This window comes from Corynebacterium tuberculostearicum, from assembly GCF_016894265.1.
GTDB lineage: Bacteria > Actinomycetota > Actinomycetes > Mycobacteriales > Mycobacteriaceae > Corynebacterium > Corynebacterium tuberculostearicum_D.
In genome coordinates this window covers 2,291,313-2,310,811 of the sequence record NZ_CP069791.1, presented here as the reverse complement: position 1 = coordinate 2,310,811, position 19,499 = coordinate 2,291,313, and the positions used below count along the sequence as shown (strand labels likewise).

23 protein-coding genes are annotated in these 19,499 nt (G+C 61.1%); 15 read left to right on the top strand and 8 right to left on the bottom strand.

Going from position 1 to position 19,499, the window contains the following annotated elements; all coding sequences use genetic code 11:
• From lpqB to I6J28_RS11015, 5 genes are all read left to right on the top strand, one after another.
• Positions 1-1,734, top strand: coding sequence for an MtrAB system accessory lipoprotein LpqB (gene lpqB / locus I6J28_RS11035; protein ID WP_204609922.1), 1,734 nt, complete (start codon positions 1-3; stop codon positions 1,732-1,734).
• A 123-nt stretch (positions 1,735-1,857) separates the two neighbouring features.
• Positions 1,858-2,397 carry a ComF family protein gene (locus I6J28_RS11030; protein ID WP_239193481.1) on the top strand — a complete coding sequence of 180 codons (540 nt, stop codon included), beginning with the start codon at positions 1,858-1,860 and terminating at the stop codon, positions 2,395-2,397.
• A 144-nt stretch (positions 2,398-2,541) separates the two neighbouring features.
• Positions 2,542-3,186, top strand: a complete 645-nt coding sequence (gene hpf, locus I6J28_RS11025; protein ID WP_204609920.1) for a ribosome hibernation-promoting factor, HPF/YfiA family — start codon at positions 2,542-2,544, stop codon at positions 3,184-3,186.
• A 225-nt stretch (positions 3,187-3,411) separates the two neighbouring features.
• Complete coding sequence (gene secA, locus I6J28_RS11020) at positions 3,412-5,997, top strand: preprotein translocase subunit SecA (protein WP_204609919.1); 2,586 nt, start codon at positions 3,412-3,414, stop codon at positions 5,995-5,997.
• 140 nt (positions 5,998-6,137) lie between these two features.
• Positions 6,138-6,956, top strand: a complete 819-nt coding sequence (locus I6J28_RS11015; protein ID WP_204609914.1) for a hypothetical protein — start codon at positions 6,138-6,140, stop codon at positions 6,954-6,956.
• A gap of 22 nt (positions 6,957-6,978) precedes the next feature.
• Here the strand turns inward: I6J28_RS11015 and I6J28_RS11010 are convergent, their stop codons facing one another.
• Positions 6,979-7,362, bottom strand: coding sequence for a hypothetical protein (locus I6J28_RS11010; protein ID WP_204609912.1), 384 nt, complete (start codon positions 7,360-7,362; stop codon positions 6,979-6,981).
• Between the two features lie 176 nt (positions 7,363-7,538).
• Here I6J28_RS11010 and I6J28_RS11005 point away from each other — a divergent pair, with 176 nt between their 5' ends.
• The 3 genes from I6J28_RS11005 to I6J28_RS10995 are packed head-to-tail and all read left to right on the top strand — an operon-like array spanning position 7,539 to position 8,729.
• A complete protein-coding gene (locus I6J28_RS11005; RefSeq protein WP_204609910.1) occupies positions 7,539-7,949 on the top strand; it encodes an HAD-IA family hydrolase in 411 nt (136 codons plus the stop codon).
• Entirely contained in the window at positions 7,949-8,464 is a 516-nt protein-coding gene (locus tag I6J28_RS11000; protein WP_410493204.1) for a DUF6912 family protein, read from the top strand. The genes I6J28_RS11005 and I6J28_RS11000 overlap by 1 nt, the downstream gene beginning before the upstream one ends.
• A gap of 16 nt (positions 8,465-8,480) precedes the next feature.
• Entirely contained in the window at positions 8,481-8,729 is a 249-nt protein-coding gene (locus tag I6J28_RS10995; RefSeq protein WP_204609908.1) for a hypothetical protein, read from the top strand.
• Here the strand turns inward: I6J28_RS10995 and rsgA are convergent.
• A complete protein-coding gene (gene rsgA / locus I6J28_RS10990; RefSeq protein WP_204609906.1) occupies positions 8,726-9,751 on the bottom strand; it encodes a ribosome small subunit-dependent GTPase A in 1,026 nt (341 codons plus the stop codon). The two genes, I6J28_RS10995 and rsgA, sit on opposite strands and share 4 nt — an antisense overlap.
• The gene (gene aroA, locus I6J28_RS10985; protein ID WP_204609904.1) at positions 9,744-11,045 is read right to left on the bottom strand and encodes a 3-phosphoshikimate 1-carboxyvinyltransferase; all 1,302 of its coding nucleotides are present in this window, start codon (positions 11,043-11,045) and stop codon (positions 9,744-9,746) included. Before aroA ends, rsgA begins: the two co-directional genes overlap by 8 nt.
• Here aroA and I6J28_RS10980 point away from each other — a divergent pair.
• The gene (locus I6J28_RS10980; protein WP_204609902.1) at positions 11,044-11,691 is read left to right on the top strand and encodes an SOS response-associated peptidase; all 648 of its coding nucleotides are present in this window, start codon (positions 11,044-11,046) and stop codon (positions 11,689-11,691) included. The genes aroA and I6J28_RS10980 overlap by 2 nt on opposite strands.
• Here the strand turns inward: I6J28_RS10980 and ybaK are convergent.
• Positions 11,677-12,180, bottom strand: a complete 504-nt coding sequence (ybaK, locus tag I6J28_RS10975; RefSeq protein WP_204609900.1) for a Cys-tRNA(Pro) deacylase — start codon at positions 12,178-12,180, stop codon at positions 11,677-11,679. The genes I6J28_RS10980 and ybaK overlap by 15 nt on opposite strands.
• A 37-nt stretch (positions 12,181-12,217) precedes the next feature.
• Between ybaK and I6J28_RS10970 the strand changes: the two genes are divergently transcribed.
• Entirely contained in the window at positions 12,218-12,820 is a 603-nt protein-coding gene (locus I6J28_RS10970) for a sigma-70 family RNA polymerase sigma factor (protein ID WP_200436091.1), read from the top strand.
• Complete coding sequence (locus tag I6J28_RS10965; RefSeq protein ID WP_005326557.1) at positions 12,820-13,092, top strand: anti-sigma factor; 273 nt, start codon at positions 12,820-12,822, stop codon at positions 13,090-13,092. The genes I6J28_RS10970 and I6J28_RS10965 overlap by 1 nt, the downstream gene beginning before the upstream one ends.
• A gap of 267 nt (positions 13,093-13,359) precedes the next feature.
• Here I6J28_RS10965 and I6J28_RS12030 read toward each other — a convergent pair whose 3' ends face one another.
• Both I6J28_RS12030 and I6J28_RS10960 read right to left on the bottom strand, forming a co-directional pair.
• Positions 13,360-13,434 carry a 50S ribosomal protein bL37 gene (locus I6J28_RS12030; protein WP_100067784.1) on the bottom strand — a complete coding sequence of 25 codons (75 nt, stop codon included), beginning with the start codon at positions 13,432-13,434 and terminating at the stop codon, positions 13,360-13,362.
• 83 nt (positions 13,435-13,517) lie between these two features.
• Positions 13,518-13,778 (bottom strand): WhiB family transcriptional regulator, encoded by a 261-nt coding sequence (locus I6J28_RS10960; RefSeq protein WP_204609890.1) that lies wholly within the window; start codon positions 13,776-13,778, stop codon positions 13,518-13,520.
• Positions 13,779-14,276: 498 nt separating this feature from the next.
• On the opposite strand from I6J28_RS10960, the gene I6J28_RS10955 reads away from it, so the two are divergent.
• The gene (locus I6J28_RS10955; RefSeq protein ID WP_204609889.1) at positions 14,277-14,765 is read left to right on the top strand and encodes a hypothetical protein; all 489 of its coding nucleotides are present in this window, start codon (positions 14,277-14,279) and stop codon (positions 14,763-14,765) included.
• 75 nt (positions 14,766-14,840) lie between these two features.
• Here I6J28_RS10955 and I6J28_RS10950 read toward each other — a convergent pair whose 3' ends face one another.
• Complete coding sequence (locus tag I6J28_RS10950) at positions 14,841-16,079, bottom strand: Rv3212 family protein (protein ID WP_204609888.1); 1,239 nt, start codon at positions 16,077-16,079, stop codon at positions 14,841-14,843.
• A complete protein-coding gene (locus I6J28_RS10945; RefSeq protein WP_204609887.1) occupies positions 16,076-17,401 on the bottom strand; it encodes a DEAD/DEAH box helicase in 1,326 nt (441 codons plus the stop codon). The genes I6J28_RS10950 and I6J28_RS10945 overlap by 4 nt, the downstream gene beginning before the upstream one ends.
• A 71-nt stretch (positions 17,402-17,472) precedes the next feature.
• Between I6J28_RS10945 and I6J28_RS10940 the strand changes: the two genes are divergently transcribed.
• From I6J28_RS10940 to I6J28_RS10930, 3 genes are all read left to right on the top strand, one after another.
• Positions 17,473-17,697, top strand: coding sequence for a DUF3107 domain-containing protein (locus I6J28_RS10940; protein WP_005322370.1), 225 nt, complete (start codon positions 17,473-17,475; stop codon positions 17,695-17,697).
• A 61-nt stretch (positions 17,698-17,758) separates the two neighbouring features.
• Complete coding sequence (locus tag I6J28_RS10935) at positions 17,759-18,697, top strand: DUF3152 domain-containing protein (RefSeq protein WP_204609886.1); 939 nt, start codon at positions 17,759-17,761, stop codon at positions 18,695-18,697.
• Positions 18,698-18,706: 9 nt separating this feature from the next.
• Complete coding sequence (locus tag I6J28_RS10930) at positions 18,707-19,492, top strand: hypothetical protein (RefSeq protein ID WP_204609885.1); 786 nt, start codon at positions 18,707-18,709, stop codon at positions 19,490-19,492.
• The last annotated feature ends 7 nt before the right edge of the window (positions 19,493-19,499 follow it).

The window sequence follows — 19,499 nt, the reverse complement described above, 5'->3', positions numbered from 1 at the left end:
GTGTTGAGAGCGAAGTATCACAAGACCGCAGTTGTCGGCACCGCAGCGGCCGTGCTTTTTGTCAGTGGTTGTTCCACCCTGCCGAAAAACACCAGTCCGCAGGTGGTCGGTACCTACCAACAGCAAGAGGATGGCCCGGAAGAAGTCATTGCACCGCAACCCGGCGATGACCCGGACTTGACGTTGCGCGATTTCTACCAGGCTTCCGCCGTGCCGGGAAACGATCATGAGGTCGCGCGCGGCTTTCTGACTGATAACGCCCGCGAAGCCTGGGACGCCAGCGGCGATGTGATGGTGGTCGATAGCTTGGACATCGTTACCGCGCCCGCTAGTAAGCAAAGCTCGAGGGATAATGAGCGCGCCTTCACAGTGCGCGGCACCATCATCGGCCGCCTTAAAACCGGCGGTGCGTACGTGCCGGAAAATGAGGGCTACGAGGCCGTCATCTACATGAAGATGCAAGACGATAGATGGCGCGTCGATGGCTTGCCGGCCGGAGTAGTAATGGAGCGCAATGAAATGCGCAATCACTACACCCCGCAATCGCTGTACTTCTTTAAGCAGAGCAACTATGTGCTGGTTCCAGACCGCCGCTGGCTGTACAAGGGCGGCGAACAATCGGAGTCGACGCTCCTTACGCTGTTGATGGAGGGACCTTCAGCTAGCATTGCGCCCGCTACCCGCCGGGCAGCGGGAGAGAATGTCACCTTCGCTGGCTATGACCCCGAACAGGGCTACCAATTCGAGGGCCTTGCTGACCTGGACTCCCATGATCGCACGCTCTTTGCGGCCCAGTTGGTGTGGACGCTCACGGAAGCCGGCCATCCCGGCCCCTTCAAGGTCAAGGCCGATGGTGGTGACCTAGTAGAGGGCATGGATAGCCTGAGCGTGGATGACTTCGCGGACTATAACCCGGAGGAAAGCAGCACCTCACTGTCCAAGCTCTATGCCCTTAATGAGGGCAACCTGCTCGAGGTGGACGATGGCGTGGCCGAGCCCGTGAAGTCCACGCTGGGCAGCAGCGGCGACGTGCAATCCGTAGATGTTGCCGATAGCGGCCTCGTTGCGGCCGTGCGCCGCAAGTCTAATAGTGACTTCTCGCTGCAGATAGGCGAGCTTGACGGCCAGCTGCAGGATTCAGTGGATGGCCCCACACTGGCACGGCCGACCTTCGAGTACAACGGGCAAGCCGCCTGGACCGTGGTCGATGGCGATCGCATCGTGCGCGTGGTGCGCTCCAAGACCACAGGCCGCATCTCCGAATCCGAGGTGGATGCCCGCAGCATCGACGATATCGAGAGCGAAATCTCCGTTATCCGCCTGTCCCATAGCGGTGCGCGCGTGGCCATGATTATTGATGGCCACGTGTATATCGCGGCCGTTGCCCAATCCAGCAGCGGCGATAAGCGCATCGTCAACGCCCGCGAGGTGGGCCCCGAAGTATCCGGCTCGGCCCTTTCGCTGGATTGGAATGCGGATGGCTCGCTCATCGTGGGTACTTCCTCGAGCCAGTCGCCCGTATGGCGCATCGAGCAGGATGGTTCCTCGGCCTCGACCATGCCTACCGGCAATATCACCGCCCCCGTGGTGGCCGTGGCAACCTCACCTACCAAGCTCTTTATTACTGATTCGCACGCTATGCTTGAGCTTCCTTCCACCGTCATGGACGAAACCAACTGGCGCGAGGTCTCCGGCCTGCAGGGTCGGCGTTCTTCCCCTATCGTTTCTAATTAGCCGCCAGAGGGCCTGCGCGGCTGGGGAGAGGCAAGTATGGGCTTGGGGGAGCTTATTTTTCCGCGTGCGTGCGCTGGGTGCGGCGCGCCGGGCGAGGTTTTGTGCCCACAGTGCCGCGATCACTTGCGGCAGCCGCCCTACATGGTGGCCCGGCCTCGGCCGCTGGGCGCGCCCGTCTATGCTCTCGGCCCCTATTCCGATATTCGCCGCCGCATCATTATTGGCATGAAGGAGCGAGGCAATCGGCCGGTTCGCGAGTATGTGGGGGCCGTCTTCGCGGCCGGGCTGGCCCATCTGAGTGCCCGCGGCGATATCCCGCGCGAGTTCACCCTCGTGCCCGCGCCTACTCGGCCGCGTTCGGCGCGGGCACGCGGCGGAGATCCGGTGTCCGCTGTGTGTCACGCCGCGGCGCAGCACCAGCGTGTGGGCGTGTGCGCGGCGCTTACTATGGGCCAGTCCACCGCGGACCAGTCCGAGCTCAACGCGCAGGATAGGTGGGCAAACCTGCAGGGCCGAGTCCGCGTGCGCGTGCCTATTGCTCAGGCGCCTGCGCTGCTTGCCGACGACGTCATTACCACCGGCGCCACCCTCGCCGCCAGCATCGCCGCCCTGCAGGCCACGGGTGTAGAAGTCTGTGGGGCATTGGTCTTTGCTGATGCCTAGATAGGGGTGGTGCCCACCCTCGAGGTAGGGGAGTTGCCTAAAAATCTCCCGCAAAGGTCATAACCAGTGCTATCATGAGGAGTGTCACAGAGAGATAGTTACTGTGATTAATTCTAGTCCCCACTACTCAAGGGAGGCATCTCAATGTCCCAGCCGAACAAAGCTCAGGTAACGATTACGGGCCGCAACGTCGAGGTCCCCGATCACTTCCAAGAGCGAGTTAATGACAAGCTGGCCAAGATTGAACGCCTTGACCCCACCCTGACCTTCTTCCACGTGGAGCTACAGCACGAGCCGAACCCGCGCCGTGACTCCGAGGCGGAGCGCATCCAGATCACCGCTACGGGCAAGGGGCATATCGCCCGCGCTGAAGCCAAGGAAGATTCCTTTTACGCAGCGCTCGAAACCGCATTGGGCAAGATGGAGCGCTCCCTGCGCAAGGTGAAGGTGCGCCGCGAAAACGTCAAGAGCGGTCACCGCGCGCAGAAGGGCACCGGCGAGATTGCCGCTGAAATGGTTGCGCAGGCCGAGGCTGAGCGCGCAAAGGAAGAGCGCTACGTTGACCCTTATGCTGAGACCGTGGAGGACGTTCGACCCGGCCAGATCGTGCGCACCAAGGAGCACCCGGCTACCCCGATGAGCGTGGATGATGCCTTGAGCGAGATGGAGCTGGTGGGCCACGACTTCTTCCTCTTTATCAACGAGGAGAACAATAAGCCGTCCGTGGTTTATCGCCGCCACGCCTACGACTACGGCATTATCTCCCTATCGGAAGACGCTGAAGCTTAAAGGAGCTCATACTTCTCTTAGCTAACGACCCTGCTGCGAGTATGCAGCGGGGTCGAATGTGTGGTTAGGGGAGGGGGCGTCGGCAAGCAGGTTGCGGGGGATATACAGGCTGAACGGAGGCTGTGCGCCTGCCCTATGTGCTAGGCGGGAGATGCTTTGTGAAAGCGAGTGAGTACAATAGCGACGAGTTAACTTTATTGTCGCGACTAGAAGGACTAACTAACCGTGTTTGGACTTTCCAAGCTGCTGCGCGCGGGCGAGGGCCGTACGGTCAAGCGCCTGGGCAAAATGGCAGACGATGTAATTGCCCTTGAGGATAAGTACGCGGAGCTTTCGGACGACGAACTTAAGGCAAAGACCGACGAGTTTAAGACTCGCCTGCGAGACGGCGAAGAGATGAATGACATCTTGCTCGAGGCCTTTGCCACCGTCCGTGAGGCTGCCTGGCGTGTCCTCGATCAGAAGCACTACCGCGTGCAGATCATGGGCGGTGCGGCCCTGCACTTCGGCAACGTCGCCGAGATGCGCACCGGTGAGGGCAAGACCCTGACCTCGCTGCTGCCGGCCTACCTCAATGCCCTTGATGGCAAGGGTGTCCACATCGTGACCGTTAACGATTACTTGGCAAAGCGCGATGCTGAGATGATGGGCCGTGTTCACCGCTGGCTCGGCCTGTCCGTGGGCGTCATCCTGTCCGAGATGCGCCCACCAGAGCGCAAGGCTGCCTACGATTGCGACATTACCTACGGCACCAATAACGAGCTGGGCTTTGACTACCTGCGCGATAACATGGTCCGCTCCCTCAACGATGTGGTGCAGCGCGGCCACAACTTCTGCATCGTGGACGAGGTTGACTCGATTCTTATCGATGAAGCCCGTACCCCGCTCATCATCTCCGGCCCGGTAGATGGTTCCTCCCAGTTCTACGGCGTCTTCGCCCAGCTGGCCCCGCGTATGCGCGAGGGTATCCACTACGAGGTGGACCACAAGAAGCGCACCATCGGCGTGCTGGAAGAGGGCGTGGAATACGTCGAGGATCAGCTCGGCATCGATAACCTCTACGCCCCCGAGCACTCCCAGCTGGTGTCCTACCTGAACAACGCCCTGAAGGCCAACGAGCTGTTCACCCGCGACAAGGACTACATCGTTCGCAATGGCGAAGTCATGATCGTGGACGGCTTCACCGGCCGCGTGCTGGCCGGACGCCGCTACAACGAGGGCATGCACCAGGCCATTGAGGCCAAGGAGCAGGTGGAGATCAAGAACGAGAACCAGACCCTGGCTACCGTTACCCTGCAGAACTACTTCCGCCTGTACGAGAAGATCTCCGGCATGACCGGTACGGCAGAAACCGAGGCCGCCGAGCTACACTCCATCTATGGCCTGGATGTGGTGCCTATTCCTACCAATAAGCCGAATCAGCGTGCCGATCACTCTGACCGCATCTACAAGACGCAGGAAGCTAAGTTCGCCGCCGTAGTGGACGATATTGCCGATCACGTCGAGTCCGGCCAGCCGGTTCTGGTCGGTACCACCTCCGTGGAGCGCTCCGAGTACCTGTCCCAGCTGCTGTCTAAGCGCGGCATTAAGCACAACGTGCTCAACGCTAAGCACCACGAGGAAGAGGGTCAGATCATCGCCCGTGCGGGCCGCCCCGGCACCGTCACCGTGGCTACCAATATGGCCGGCCGTGGTACCGATATCGTGCTCGGTGGCAACCCCGAGGTCATCCTCGATGAGAAGCTGCGCGAGCGCGGCCTAGACCCATTCGAGGATGAAGAGAAGTACCAGGAGGCCTGGGAAGCAGAAATCGATTCCGAGAGGGAGCGCTCTAAGAAACTGGGTGACCAGGTGCGCGAGGCCGGTGGCCTCTACGTACTGGGTACCGAGCGTCACGAGTCCCGCCGCATTGATAACCAGCTGCGTGGTCGTACCGGCCGCCAGGGTGACCCGGGTGAGACCCGCTTCTACCTGTCCATGCGCGATGAGTTGATGGTGCGTTTCGTGGGCCAGTCCATGGAAAACATGATGAACCGCCTCAACGTGCCGGACGATGTCCCCATCGAGGCCAAGATGGTCTCCAACTCCATCAAGGGCGCCCAGGCGCAGGTGGAGAACCAGAACTTTGAGATGCGTAAAAACGTCCTTAAGTACGACGAGGTGCTCAACGAGCAGCGCAAGGTGGTCTACGCTACCCGACACGACATCCTTGATGCCGGCGATATTCAGGACAATATTCGCGGCATGATCGATGACACCGTGTCCGCTTATGTCGCTGGCGCTACCGCCACCGGCTATGTGGAGGACTGGGATTTGGACGCGCTGTGGAATGCGCTGGATTCCCTCTACGGCCCCACCATTTCCCATGAGGAGCTGGTGGAAGGCTCCGAATATGGTTCCCCGGGTGAGCTTTCTGCTGAGCAGCTTCGCGACGCCCTGGTGCAGGACGCCAATAATGAGTACGACAAGCTCGAAGAGTCTGTGACCGCCATTGGCGGCGAGCAGCAGATGCGCAATACCGAGCGCATGGTCATCCTGCCTATCATCGACCAGAAGTGGCGCGAGCACCTCTATGAGATGGACTACCTCAAGGAGGGCATCGGCCTCCGCGCGATGGCGCAGCGCGATCCGCTGGTGGAGTACCAGAAGGAGGGCGGCGAGATGTTCAACGCCATGAACGATGGCGTGAAGGAAGAGACCGTCCGCCAGCTGTTTATGCTGCGCAAGCAGTTCAAGCAGCAGGAAGAGGAACAGACCGGCGAATCCGCTGCTACCGCTTCCGGCAACGGTGAGGGCACCGTAGAGGCTTAGGCCTCGGCGCCCTTCGTCCAATCCCGCCCAGCCCCCGCTCGTGATAGTGGGAGCGGGGCGGGTTTCTTTTCAGGAAAAAATGAGTAGAATATAAGAAACCTGTCCCTTCTGCTTATTTCCTGTGAGGAGCTCCACTGACGATGCGCCGCCGCTCTCTGCGTCTCGGTATTACGACGCTCCTGTCTGCCACCTTGCTCGGTGGCGCCACGCCGGCCGTGGCCTATGAGATGCAGCGTGATTCTGCCACCTCGTTGCGCATCATTTTGGATTCGGGCGAAAAGATTGAGCAGGATAACGCGGCTGCGGCCATCCTGGCTATTGCTACCCAGCGCAAGGAAGCATTGGTGGCCGATGGAATTTTGTCTCAGGAAAAGGCGGATGCCGCCTTCGAGTACTACTTTGGCAAAGCCCGGCTCAATACCGCGCGCACCGATGGCAATATTTATTCCACTCCACTGGACTTCCCGTGGGAGCCAGAGGAGCGGACGCAATCCCTAGACGGCAAGCAGTACACCGAAGCGGCCGTATTGGATTACCTCGACATGCTGGGCGCCAACTATGCCCAGGCGGTAATTCGCGCCGAGCTGGGCGAGTTTACCAAGGACTTGCCGCAGGCCCCCGCCGGCAACGCGGCTACCTCTCAAAGTAGCCAGCTGCCGACCATCGGGGAAACTGGCTCCGCCTTCCCGGATGAGTTCCCTTCCTATGCGGCGGCGCTGCACGATATTGTCACCATCACCAAGCAGGTCAATGCACCCTTGGAGCAGGCCGCCGTCTCGCACCATGCTGCGGGAACCGTGCCCGCGGATGCGACGGCGAACGAGCATTCCGGTCTATCCGCCTTCGAAGGTGGCCTCCTAGCCACCGGTTTAGCGGCGCTGACCAGCGCCGCCGGATTCGGATGGTCCGCACTCGACTGGTCCGAAATCCTTTCTCACCTGGGTCAGTTCTTCTCCTAGGCGCCAAGCCCTGCCCGCTGAGTTAGAGCAAGCGGAATGACGTTAAACCGGTGGGGCTCGCCGAGCCCGTAAATGCATGCTGCTGTTGGCCTATGTAGGCGGAGCCAAAGTACTCGCCATTGGGCCGCGCGTGCAGGCTGGTTAATTGCAGTCTGTCCGTGGCATAGGGGCTTGTGCGCCGGCGTACCCACGATCCAATGTGCAGGCGGATGGCATCCGAATAGCGCGGGGAATTGAGATGGGCTAGCGGGCGATAGCCGGCGGCTACCTCCAGCGCGAAGACTACCCAGCCTTGGATGCGGTGCTGGGCGGCGACTTCCGCGGACGTCGGCAAGCGGCCGTAGCGCACACGGTGGGGCGCAATGAAGAGTTTGAGGTGCGAGTAGCCAGGAATGGGCTCGTACATGGTGGGGAAGTAGTGCTCCTGAATAAGGGCAGGAGGCGGACGCGTGATAATTGTCTCATGCCCGCCCCAACCCCGCCATTTCTGAAGGTTTCCTGAAAGGGGTGGGCGCGAATGAGCGCGCGGTTCGCTATACTCTCGGGGAGTTAAAGAGAATCGTAACCAAAGGATTTAAGTACATGCGTGGTCTAATCGTTGACTATGTCGGCGTCCTTGACGGCACCGAAGAAGACAACCGCCGCTGGAAGGCGCTGCTGGCCGCCGCCAAGGCAAATGGCGCAGCAACCGCCATCCTGTCCAATGACCCAGGCGGACCAGGCGCGGAGCACATCCGCGAGTGGGAGTACCGCGGAAACGTCGACGCAGTTGTTCTCTCCGGCGAGGTGGGGGCGGAAAAGCCTGAGGTCGCAGCCTTCCAAGCGGCAGCGGATGCCCTAGAACTGCCGCTCAATGACTGTGTCATGGTTGATGATTCCATCCTCAACGTGCGCGCCGCCGTGGAATCCGGCATGGTGGGCTTTTTGTACACCAGCTTTGACCGCGTCTCCGTTGAAATCCAGGCAGTCTTCGATATTGAAGGTGAGTTTTAGTGGCTAAAGCCCGCGTTTACATCCCTGCGACCTACGCCATGCTGGCGGAACTGGAAGAAACCGGCTCGCTGTCCGCGCGCTCCGGCTGGGGCTTTATGGTGACCCCTGCGCTGCAGGAGTTCTATACCGAGGGCGATGAAGAAGAAATTGCCTACTCGGCCTTCCTCGAGGCCTCTATGGCCTCCATGCGCCTTTTGGCCATCGGCGATGAGGAGAAGTTCCCGCACCGCCGCGTGGTTATCTCGGTAGACTTGGATGATTCTGTCCTTACCCCGCGCCCGGATATGGGCGAGCCGGTGGTAGAGCTTAAGCCGGCACAGTTCAGCAAGGATGACCTAGCGTCCATCCACGTGGATATTGCGGAGTCCGAGGAAACCACCGCGAGGGCCATCGAGGCCATCGATACCGCAGACTTGGGCGATGAAGATGCGGAGCTGGCCGTGGGCGATGCACTGGATAAGTTCATGGCCTTTTATCACCCCACCGAACTCCCTTTCCTCGTAGAATTGCTCTAAAACTCAAGGAGAAAACATGACTCAGCGTTTCAAGAACCTCGCTGCGGCCACCGTTACCGCGGGCGCAGCCCTCATCGCCGCGCCTGCCGCACTGGCAGATACCACCCCAGCTGCAGATGCGGCTGCCGACGCCGTGCCCACCACCCCGTGGCTGGCGCTGCTAGAGACCTCGTCCCAGGGCACCTGGGGCCAGATCCTCGATGTATTCTTCGGCATCGTGGATGCCATTTTGGGAGTTATGGCCGATACCGGCTTCCACCTCTAATTTTCCCACTCCACGTTGGTGCGCAGGGCCTCGAGTAGGCCGCGCACCGCGTCGCGCCGCCGCGCACTGGCGGTATCAGGGGAGATAAGCGCAGGATCATCGAGGCCGCATTCTGGGTCCGCAGGCGGGCCCATATGCGTACAACCGCGGGGGCAGTCCTCGATGGCGGCGGCAAGGTCTTCAAAGACGCCAAGCACGTCATCGGCATCCACGTGTGCGAGGCCAAAGGAACGAATGCCGGGGGTATCGATAATCCAGCCGCCGGTGAATGCATCCTCGGCGGGGAGGGGGAGCGCCACAGATTGGGTGGAGGTATGCCTGCCTTTGCCGACGCCCGATACTTCCCCTGTCTCCCTATCCGCATCCGGTACCAGCCGGTTGACCAGGGTGGATTTACCCACGCCGGAATGTCCGATGAGTGCGGTGACGTGGCCGTCGATGTGCTGGCGCACCGCCTCGAGCCCGTCGTCGACGCCGGCTTCCACCACCGTGACATCGAGATCGGCGAACTCCGCCGCGAAGGGAGCAGGGTCCGTGAGATCGGTCTTGGTCAAGCACAGGATGGGGTGGATATTGCCCACGAATGCAGCGATCAGGGCGCGCTCAACAAATCCGGAGCGCGGCGGCGGATCGGCCACGGCGGTGACGATGAGCATCTGGTCCGCATTCGCCACCACGATGCGCTCATAAGGGTCGGTGTCATCGGCCGTGCGCCGGAGGACGGAGGTGCGCTCTTCCAGCTTCACAATGCGCGCCAGGGTGTCTTTCTTGCCGGAGGTATCGCCCACGACGCCCACGCGGTCGCCCACCTCGATGGCGGTGCGGCCCAGCTCGCGGGCGCGCATGGCGGTGACCCGCGGGCCGTCGTCTAGCGCTACGCCCCAGCGTCCGCGGTCCTTGGTGATGACCATGCCGAACTTGGCATTTTTGTGCTTGGGGCGGTCCTTGGTACGCGGCCGCGAGCCTTTGCCGGGGCGCACGCGCACGTCGGATTCATCGAAAGAACCGAAACGCCTAGCCATTGCTCTCCTGTTGCTCGGGGTCCACCATCGTCTCCCACATGCGGTCGAAGCCAGGCAGGGTCTTCGCGGTGGTGGAAATGTCTTCTACCTCTACGCCCGGTACCCGCAGGCCGATAATCGCACCCGCGGTGGCCATGCGGTGATCGGCGTAGCACGGCCACTCGCCGCCGTGGAGAGGGGCGGGGTCGATATGCAGGCCGTCGGCAAGCTCGGTGACCTTGCCGCCGAGGGCGTTGATATTATCCGCCAGCGCCTTTAAACGGTCAGTCTCGTGCCCGCGCAGGTGCGCAATGCCGGTGAGGGTAGAGGGGGTCTCCGCCAGGGCGCACAACGCCGCGACGGTGGGGGTGAGCTCGCCGATATCGCCCATATTGCGCTCGATGCCCTGCAGCGCGCCGTCCTTGGCGCCCTTGGCAGTGACAAAGCCCGGCTCTTGGGTGACCATGACGCCCATATCCACCAGAATATGGCGAATGGCGTCGCCCGGCTGGGTGGTATTGGCAGGCCAGCGCTTAATGGTCACGCGGCCGCCGGTGACGGCAGCGGCGGCAAGGAAGGGCGTGGCATTGGAGAGATCCGGCTCGATTGCCCATTCCCGCCCGGCAATCGGGCCAGGGTGCACGGTCCACGTATTCTCGCCGGAATCCACGCGTACGCCGGCTTGGCGCAGCATGCCTACGGTCATCTCCACGTGCGGCATGGACGGTAGGGGACCGCCCTCGTGGGTGACGGTGATGCCCTTGGCAAAGCGCGCACCGGCCAGCAGGAGTCCGGAGACGAACTGCGAGGAGCCAGAGGCGTCGATAGTAACCTCGCCGCCTTCCGGTACCCCGTGCGAGCGCACGGTAAAGGGCAAGCTATCGCCATCCACCTCCACGCCGAGCTGGCGCAGCGCGTCCAGAGTGGTGGACATGGGGCGGGCGTAGGCCTGCTCGTCGCCGTCGACAAGCACGGCGCCGTCCGCCAAGGCAGCTACCGGTGGGATAAAGCGCATGACCGTGCCGGCCAGGCCGCAATCCACCGTCGCGCCCCTGAGCGGGCCTGGGGTGACGTGGATATCCTCGCCATCGTGCTCGAAGCGCGCGCCCATAGACTCCAGCGCTTTTTCCATCAGCTGCGAATCGCGCGAGACCAGCGGCGCGCGCAGGGTAGAGGGGGCATCGGCCAACGCCGCCAAGATGAAGGCGCGGTTGGTAAGAGACTTCGAGCCCGGCACGTGTTGGGCCCACGTAATGGGGCCTGCCGCTTGCGGGGCGGACCAAGGTTGAGACATATCGTCCATAATAGAGGGCATGTGCGGAAGATTCGTTCTTTTTACCGAGTCCCTTCTCGATGAAGTGGGCGCACTGCCCGGAGTTACTGAGGTCCACGCCCCACAAGGTACCCCAGGCCCGCGCTACAATATTGCGCCCACCCAGCCGGTGGCGATGGTGCGCGTGCACGAAAGCCTCGCCCAAGTCGACCCTGCGCGGTGGGCGCTGCTGCCGCACTGGAAGAAGGACCTGGACGGCCCGCCGCTGTTTAACGCCCGGGCGGAGACGGTGGCCACCAAACCCTCCTTCCGGCATGCCTTTAAGGGGCAGCGCTGCCTTATCCCCATGAACGGCTACTACGAATGGCACCAGGAAGAAGGCGGCAAGCAGCCCTATTACGTCCGCGCGGAGGAGGGCCTGTTGTGGGCGGCGGGCCTATGGGACACCGGCCTGGACCGCCTGTCCGCCACGATTGTCACCACCGCCGCCACGGAAGAAATGGAGTGGCTGCACCACCGCCTGCCACGCTTCTTGGCGGCCGAAGAAATGCGTACCTGGCTGGAGGGCAGCCCCGAGGAAGCCGCTGAGCTGCTCTTGCCGACGCCCCTGCGTGGCTTCCACACTCACCCCGCCGACAAGGCTGTGGGCAGCGTATCCAACGATTATCCGGAGCTACTCGGCGAGTAGATCAGCAAAGCTAGCAGAGCACAGCTCTGCGAGGTCCTCCGCATTGAGCTCGATATCCAGCCCGCGGCGCCCGCCGGAGATGAAGACAGTATCGAAAAGGACGGCGGTTTCCTCAACGACCGTGGGCAGCGGGTTCTTCTGTCCCAGCGGGGAAATGCCGCCCGGGATGTATCCGGAGGACTTGGACGCGTCATGCGGATCCGCCATGGCGGCCTTAGCAACGCCGTGGGCGGCCGCGGCCTTCTTGAGGCTCAGGTGGTGGGTGGTAGGGATGACGCACACCGCCAACTGCCGCTTGGACCCTTTGCCCGCCGTTAAATCGATGACCAGGGTTTTGAGCACGCGTTCCGGCTCTACCTCGAGGGCCGCGGCGGCGTGATCGCCGAAGTGATCCTTGCCCGCCTCGAAGGTGTAGACGTGGTGGTCTACGCCGGCATCTTCCACGACTTTGAGCGCTGGGGTGGCTGCATGCGGGGACTTTTTAGACATGACTGGGATCCTAACGCTACGCGTTAGGATAGAAATTGTGGCTAAAGAAACAATCAGCGAAAAGGAGCTGCAGCGCCGCTTCGAAGCGGAAGCGCTGCCCCTGCTAGACCAGCTCTACGGCGGTGCCCTGCGCATGACGCGCAATCCGCAAGATGCTGAGGACCTCGTGCAGGAGACCTACCTCAAGGCCTATAAGTCCTTTCATTCCTTCAAGCAAGGTACAAACCTTAAGGCGTGGCTGTATCGCATCATGACCAATAACTACATCAACTCCTACCGCAAGGCGAAGCGCCGCCCCACGGAGTCCTCGGCCGATGACCTAAGCGATTTTCAGCTGTATACCACTGCTGGGCACGATTCCACTGGCCTGGAATCCGCGGAGGTATCAGCGCTTAAAGATATGCCGGACGCCACCATTTCAGAGGCCATGAATGACCTGCCCGATGATTACCGGATGGTGGTGTACTACGCGGATGTAGAGGGCTTGGCGTATAAAGAAATTGCAGAAATCATGGATACTCCGCTGGGCACGGTGATGTCCCGGTTGCACCGGGGAAGAAAATTGCTCCGGAAAGCGTTGAAAGACGTGGCACGAGAACAAGGCATTGGATTAGAACACCCAGACATGGAGGAGAAGTAATGGACCGCGCAACGGAACACAACTGTGGTGCGTGTAGCTCCCCAGAGGTACAGGCCCTCCTGTGCGAGCTTCTCGATGAATCCACCACCTATGCCCGCGCACTCGCCATCCGCGAGCACATTGCCCAGTGCGATTTCTGTCAACAGCGCCTCGAGAGCGAGGAGATTATCCGCTCTCTGGTGCGTAACTGCTGTAATGGCCAAGCCAAGGCGCCGCAGGCGCTGCGCCGCCGCATTTCGGTAGAGATCACGCGCATCGACACGGCGTGGTAGGCACTGTTGCTCACCCGCTGTCGTGGGGTCATGGTCTCCTGATCTTCCAACTTTTTGCTTGAGTCCATACTGATCGGGCCGAATTGAGGGTGGAAGGGCCGAATTGAGGCCCCAATGTGTTCAATTCGGCCCGATCACATTGGACTTAAGGCACGGAGAGGCCAGGCGGGGAGCTAGGAGGCGACATCGATTTGCGTCTGACATAGCAAAAGCCCGGTTCTACGGTCGAAGTGACCGAGGGAACCGGGCTTTGAGTAATGCTGTGCGTTATGCGCCAGGACGCTTGCCGTGATTAGCGGACTTCTTGCGGCGATCCTTGCGCTTGCGACCACGCTTGCTCATTGCGCACTCCTTCGTTGAGGGTATCTGAACTTTATTCAACTGTAGCGGCTAAGGGCGCCGAAACGAAAATTGGGGGCTGCTTATTAAGCAGAAACGCGGGCGCGGCCACGGCCGCGGTTGCGGCGACGCTTGAGGGCGCGGCGCTCCTCTTCAGACAGGCCGCCCCAGACGCCGGCGTCCAGGCCGGACTCCAGTGCCCACTTCAGGCAGGAAGTGGCAACGGGGCAACGGTTGCAGACCAGCTTGGCCTTAGCGATTTGGGTAAGTGCAGGACCAGAATTGCCTACTGGGAAGAACAGCTCGGGGTCTTCGTCGCGGCAAACAGCTTCGTGGCGCCAATCCATGATTGATATCTCCTAACAAAAATTCGACAGCAGTAAGCACAAGTGCTTTTCATGAGAAATGAAAAGCAACCAATGCCAGGGTGGGTGGTTGTGTGAACTGGTCTGCGTGCAGTGGGGCCCGGTCTCGAGGTCGGGCCAGCGTCGCCGCCGCCAATGGTTCACATTGTGGTTACTTGAAGTTTCCTTCAAGTTAAGAAGAGGTTTACGTCCTCTTTCTTTTTGCTACCCCAGAATCATGACATGTTTACTCAGACTCCGCTAGGGGTAGAGGCGAAATTGTGGTCAACCTCACGTGAATGAAACTAGTGTGGGGGTCATTTAGGTCGACGTATGAGTTGAAAGAAGCCTGTGAGAAACGCGCTGAACTGGTGCATTGTCCAAAAAACATTGAGTGCGGTGACTGAAGAAGCGTCAAATCTACCCGGCTAACCCCTGCCCCCGCGAAACCTGAGTGGCGCACAAGGAAATGGCCTCGACCGGTGAGTAGACTGTGGGTTTGTGTCTAAGCAGAAGAAAAAGCAGGTAAACAAAAAGCAAAATGTTTCCTCCGCGCAGCCGGCGCGTGAGGAGAAGGCCCAGCAGGGCGCGCCACAGCCGGTCCTCGTGGCCGCAGCGCTCGCCGTGGTTCAGTCCATCGCCGTCATCTGCTTCGGTATCTTCCTGATTGTGCGCGAGGTGACCGGCGCAGAAAATGGTTCCATGGTGTCGGACTCGGGCTCCGGAAGCTTTGTGGGGCTGGGCACCGCGCTATTTATCTTTATCGTCTTTGGCTTTGTCATCGTCGGTGCTTGGGCCATGGTCAAAGGAAAGCGCTGGGGTAGGGGAGCCATTATCTTGGTGGAGCTCATCTTGGCAGCGAGCTCCTTCCAGATGTTTAGCGGCGGATCGCCGCTACTTGGTGCGGTGACCTTGGCGAGCGCCGCAGTAGTCATCTTCCTGCTGATGTTCGTTCGTGCTTCCACCGAGTGGGCGGCAGCAAACTTCTAAATTCGCTGCCACGCACACTAAGGGCCGCGCCCCGGGTAAATCCGGAAGGCGCGGCCCTTTCTGTAGCGGAGGGTGTTAATCGGCGCTTAGGCCCACGACCTGATCGCCGCGGGTTTCCACGATGGTGTCGCCCGCCAAGGTGAGGTAGACGGGGCCGTGGTAGCCGCCGCGATCAACCGGTATGGTTCGCAGGGTTTTGCCGGTGGACCAATCCATGACAGCAATGCCTGCTTGGGTAGGCACCAACATGTGCTCGTCGACGGCGATGGGGGTGCCGATGGCATCTTCTACCACGTGATCCACTGCGAGGTCGCTCGGCTTGAAGAGATAGAGCCGGGAGCCATCAAACCAGGTCATATGGTGCGGCAGGTCCGCGGTTGCCGGGGCGAACGGCGAGGCGCCTGCATCGATGTCTGGAGAGGGCTCTGCCGAAGTAGAGTCCAGCTTTTCGCCCTTATTGTCATAGGACTCGATCGTGGGGTGCGGTCCTGGGCGGTAGACGGCGGCGGCCTTTTGTCCCACAGCGACAAGCCGGGCGCCGTCGGTGGCTATGTCCACATCGGCAGCGATATCGGGCTCACGGGAATCATCAGGGGTGGTGTCTTGGAAACGCAACCAAGTGGCGCCCGGTTTATCGGGGCAGGACTCGGTCAGTGCCAAATTCTCGGTACGGGTAAGGGCGGAGCTAATGGTGCAGTCTTCATGCGGTTGCTTGTCTGGCTCCTGCTTAGCTTCCACGTCACCGTATTCCACGGTGCGCACCATATCGGAGCGCCACAGATCAATCCGGTCGGTGGAGACCGTTCCTACCCGGTCATTGGAGGAAACGGGTACTACTTTCTCTGAGTTGACGGCGCTGCGGGTGCTGTCATACTCGCCAGTTGCGGCATCGATCGCCACGGTATCCCCGCAACCCACGCCGGTTTCATACGACGCCACGATTTTGCCCCACGCTGTCGACAGCGAGCAGAGATCGGCATCTGTGCGCTCATAAGTCCACGCCTCGGAGCCGTCCGGGTTCGTGGCGGTGAGCGTGTGAGCGGCGTGCGTGATGGTCAGGCCGTGCGCCGAAACCGCCCGGTATTGGCCAGGAACCGGTTCGTTGGGGAGGCTGAAGGACTCGTGGAGGGCCTCGGGGACGTCGGCAAGCGCGGGTGCATCCTTATCCCCAGGAACGGCCGCTTGGCTGAGATGCGCCTGGTTAATATTGGCGGTAATAGCCGCCCCGCCGACCGCGATGGCGCAGACCACGGCAATAATGCCGGTAGCCCTCCAATCGGGGGGCGTCGAGCGCAAAATGGGAGCTTTAGTCATCGGCGGCCTCCTCGCCGGCGCCGGGAGCTGCCGCGGCGCGCGGTGGTACGGGTGGGGGATTTCTCGCGGACAGGAACCTGGCCCACGACCTTGGTCTCAGGGCCGACAGTCTCTTCTACATCCGCGGGGATGTCTAGAGCCTGGGCCAGCTCTGGGGACGTGGAGAACCACTGCGGCGGATTCGGCTCACCCAAATCCAGCTCATCATTAATAACCTGCCATTTGCCCAGCTCATCGTAGCCCACCAAGGTGATAGCGGTGCCCGTATGGCCGGCGCGACCCGTGCGGCCGATGCGATGGACAAAGGTCATCGGATCATCCGGAACCTGATAGTTGATGACGTGGGTGACATCATCAACGTCGATGCCACGGGCGGCAATATCGGTAGCGACCAAGATGTCCACCTGGCCGGTGCGGAAGGCATGCAGCGACTTCTCGCGCGACTTTTGCCCTAGATCGCCGTGGACGGCGCCCACGTGGAAGCCGCGCCGGGCCAGGTCATCGGCCAATTGGGCGGCCGCGCGCTTGGTGCGAGCGAAGATGATGGTGCGCCCGCGGCCGGCGGCCTGCAGGGCGTGGGCGACGACGGCAACCTTATCCATGCGGTGGGCCTGGAAGGTGACCTTGCGAGTGGAGGAATGGGTGAAATCCTGCTCGCCGGATTCGGCGCGGATATGGATGGGTTTTTCCATAAACCGGCGGGCGAGCGTCAAAATTGCGCCCGGCATCGTGGCGGAAAAGAGCATGGTTTGGTGGGCATTGCCATCGAGTGCCGTGAGGATAGCCTCCACCGAGGGTAAAAAGCCCAGATCCAGCATCTCGTCGGCCTCATCGAGAACCAAGATAGCCACGCGATCTAGCTGCAGTTCGCCGCGTTCGTGCAGATCGATCAATCGGCCAGGCGTGCCAATGATGACATCGACGCCCTTGTTGAGCTTTTTGATCTGCTCCTCGTAGGGACGGCCGCCGTAAATGGAGGCTAAGCGCACGGGCAGGTGGGCGGCAGCCACCTGCAGGTCCTCGGTGACCTGTTGGGCAAGCTCACGGGTGGGGACCACCACGAGGGCGCGCGGGGTGCCATCGAGCTCGTCGATATCGGCGTCATCAAAAACGCGGTCCAAAAGCGGCACGCCAAAGCCATAGGTCTTGCCCATGCCGGTGCGCGCTTGGCCTATCAAGTCCTGGCCGGATAGCGCGATGGGCAGGGTTAATTCCTGGATTGCAAAAGTACGCGTGATGCCACGAGTGGCGAGACCATCGCAGATTTCGGCCGCAACGCCGAGTTCCGCGAAGCTCGGTGGCTGGGATTTTATGTCAGACACACCTTGATAGTAGCCGGGATGGTTATAGTGGGGCCATTGACAATAAAACTCTAGTTAGAGGAGGAATCTTCATGGATATCAAGTTTGGCTTCGCAGATACCGCTCGCGAGCTGGTCATTAGTGCTGCAGGTGACCAAGCCGAGCTGACGCAGAAGATCAACAGTGCCCTGGCGGATAACTCCACCCTGGAATTGGAAGATGACAAGGGCCGCAAGTACCTCGTGCGCACTGACCGCGTGGTCTACGTCGAGGTCGGCATTGCAAAGAAGCACGCCGTGGGATTCGCTGGCGCCTAAGGCGAGCGCATAGGACTGCTGATTCAGCTTTTTTAAATGCAAACGGGTAACCTAAGGCCCCATGGAAAAAAGGGAGACTCGCCACGCTCACCGGAGCCAGGGCCACGCACCGGACCACCCCAATGCGGTGGTCCGGTTTGCGCGTCAATATGGCTGGTGGCGCGTGGTGGCTATCCCCCTCATGATCGCGCTGACCATTTGGTTCATCGTCGATATCGCCACCAACTCTTCCTCTGAAGAAAAGGCGGAAGCCACTAGCGAGGCTGCCCCAACGAGTACGGAGAAGATGGGCCCTGACCCTGCCGATGCTGCAGCGGTGAAGCGGGAAATCAGCGAGATGCCGCCCGGTGGCTCCTATACCAAGCAGGGCAAGGGCACCTTCCACGAGGTAGGCGAGCCTGGCGCCGTCGCGGGTAAGGGTGGCGAGCACAAGGTGCGCTATTCCATCGAGGTAGAAGATGGCCTGAACACCGCACCGTATGGGGGCGATGAGTCTTTTGCCGCCATGGTGGAGGCCACCTTGTCTGATCCGCGCGGCTGGACCGCGCATAAGGACTTTGAGTTCGAGCACGTGGCCGCTGATGCGGAACCGGATACCCGCATCCAGCTGACTTCGCTCGGCACCGCCGCAGAGCGCTGTGGCGAGAAGATTGAAACGGAAACCTCCTGCCACACCACCATTACGGGCGAGTCCACCACCATTATCAACGAGGCCCGCTGGGTACGCGGCGCCACGCCTTTTGAAGGCGATATGGGCAATTATCGCCAGTACGTCATCAACCATGAGTTGGGTCATGCCATTGGCTATACGGCCCACCAGCCGTGTGGCGGCCAAGGCAAGCTGGCGCCGGTCATGATGCAGCAGACCTTGGACCTTAACAACAAGAAATTGCACGATCGCAATCCCAGCGAGGTCTATCCTGATGAGGACGTGACCTGCTCACCGAACCCGTGGCCTTATCCGAATCCGGATAATAAGGATCCCCACCAACCCGAATAGGAGTTAAGGATGCCGCTTCCCCCAGAGCATGTTTTAAGCGCCTTCCACGCGGAAACCGGTGCCACTGGTACCCGCCGCGCGCAGGGCGATCAATTGGGTCCGGTGTGGGATAACGGCATCAAGGTGGGTGACGTGGTCTATTCCCAGGCCGGTCCGTTTGCCGCCTGGTCCGCTAAGGTGCGCGAGCGCCTCAGCGTGCAGGGGGCCCGCGTTTCCCGGCCGGTACTGTCTAGCGATGGTCGGCACACGGCCGCAGGGTGGAAGGCTACCCAGTTTATTCCGGGCCATGTTCGCGGGCGCATTGATGAAACCGCACAGATGGCGTTGCGCTTGGATACGGCTCTGGCCGAGGTGCCCATTCCCAACGGGCAGCGCAGCGATGCCTTCGCTCGCGCCGAGCGCGCCGCCTGGGAGGAAACGGGCGAGGCTTATCGCCCAGCCCTGCTTGCCGACGTCCCCCTTATCCCCGCCCACACCGCTCTTCTCACCACCACGGTTTACCACGGCGCTAACCCGCCGGGCATTGTGGACATTGTGCCGAGTGAATCCCCGCGCCCAGCCGGCTGGACGGCCGCTTTGGTCATTGTGGATGGGCTCATTGGCCAGGCTGTTGATGATGGGATTTGCCAGCGCTTCAGTCACGTACCCGGTATGCAGGAATTGCTGTTGCGCGCGGTGTCATATCGCCGTCATGTCAATGACCTGCACTCCGCATCGCGTTCAAACACGCGTTCGCACATAGAGCGGGTGGAGCAGCATCTGGTGTCGCGGGCATCTGCCATACTGGAGCGGTGAGTTACGA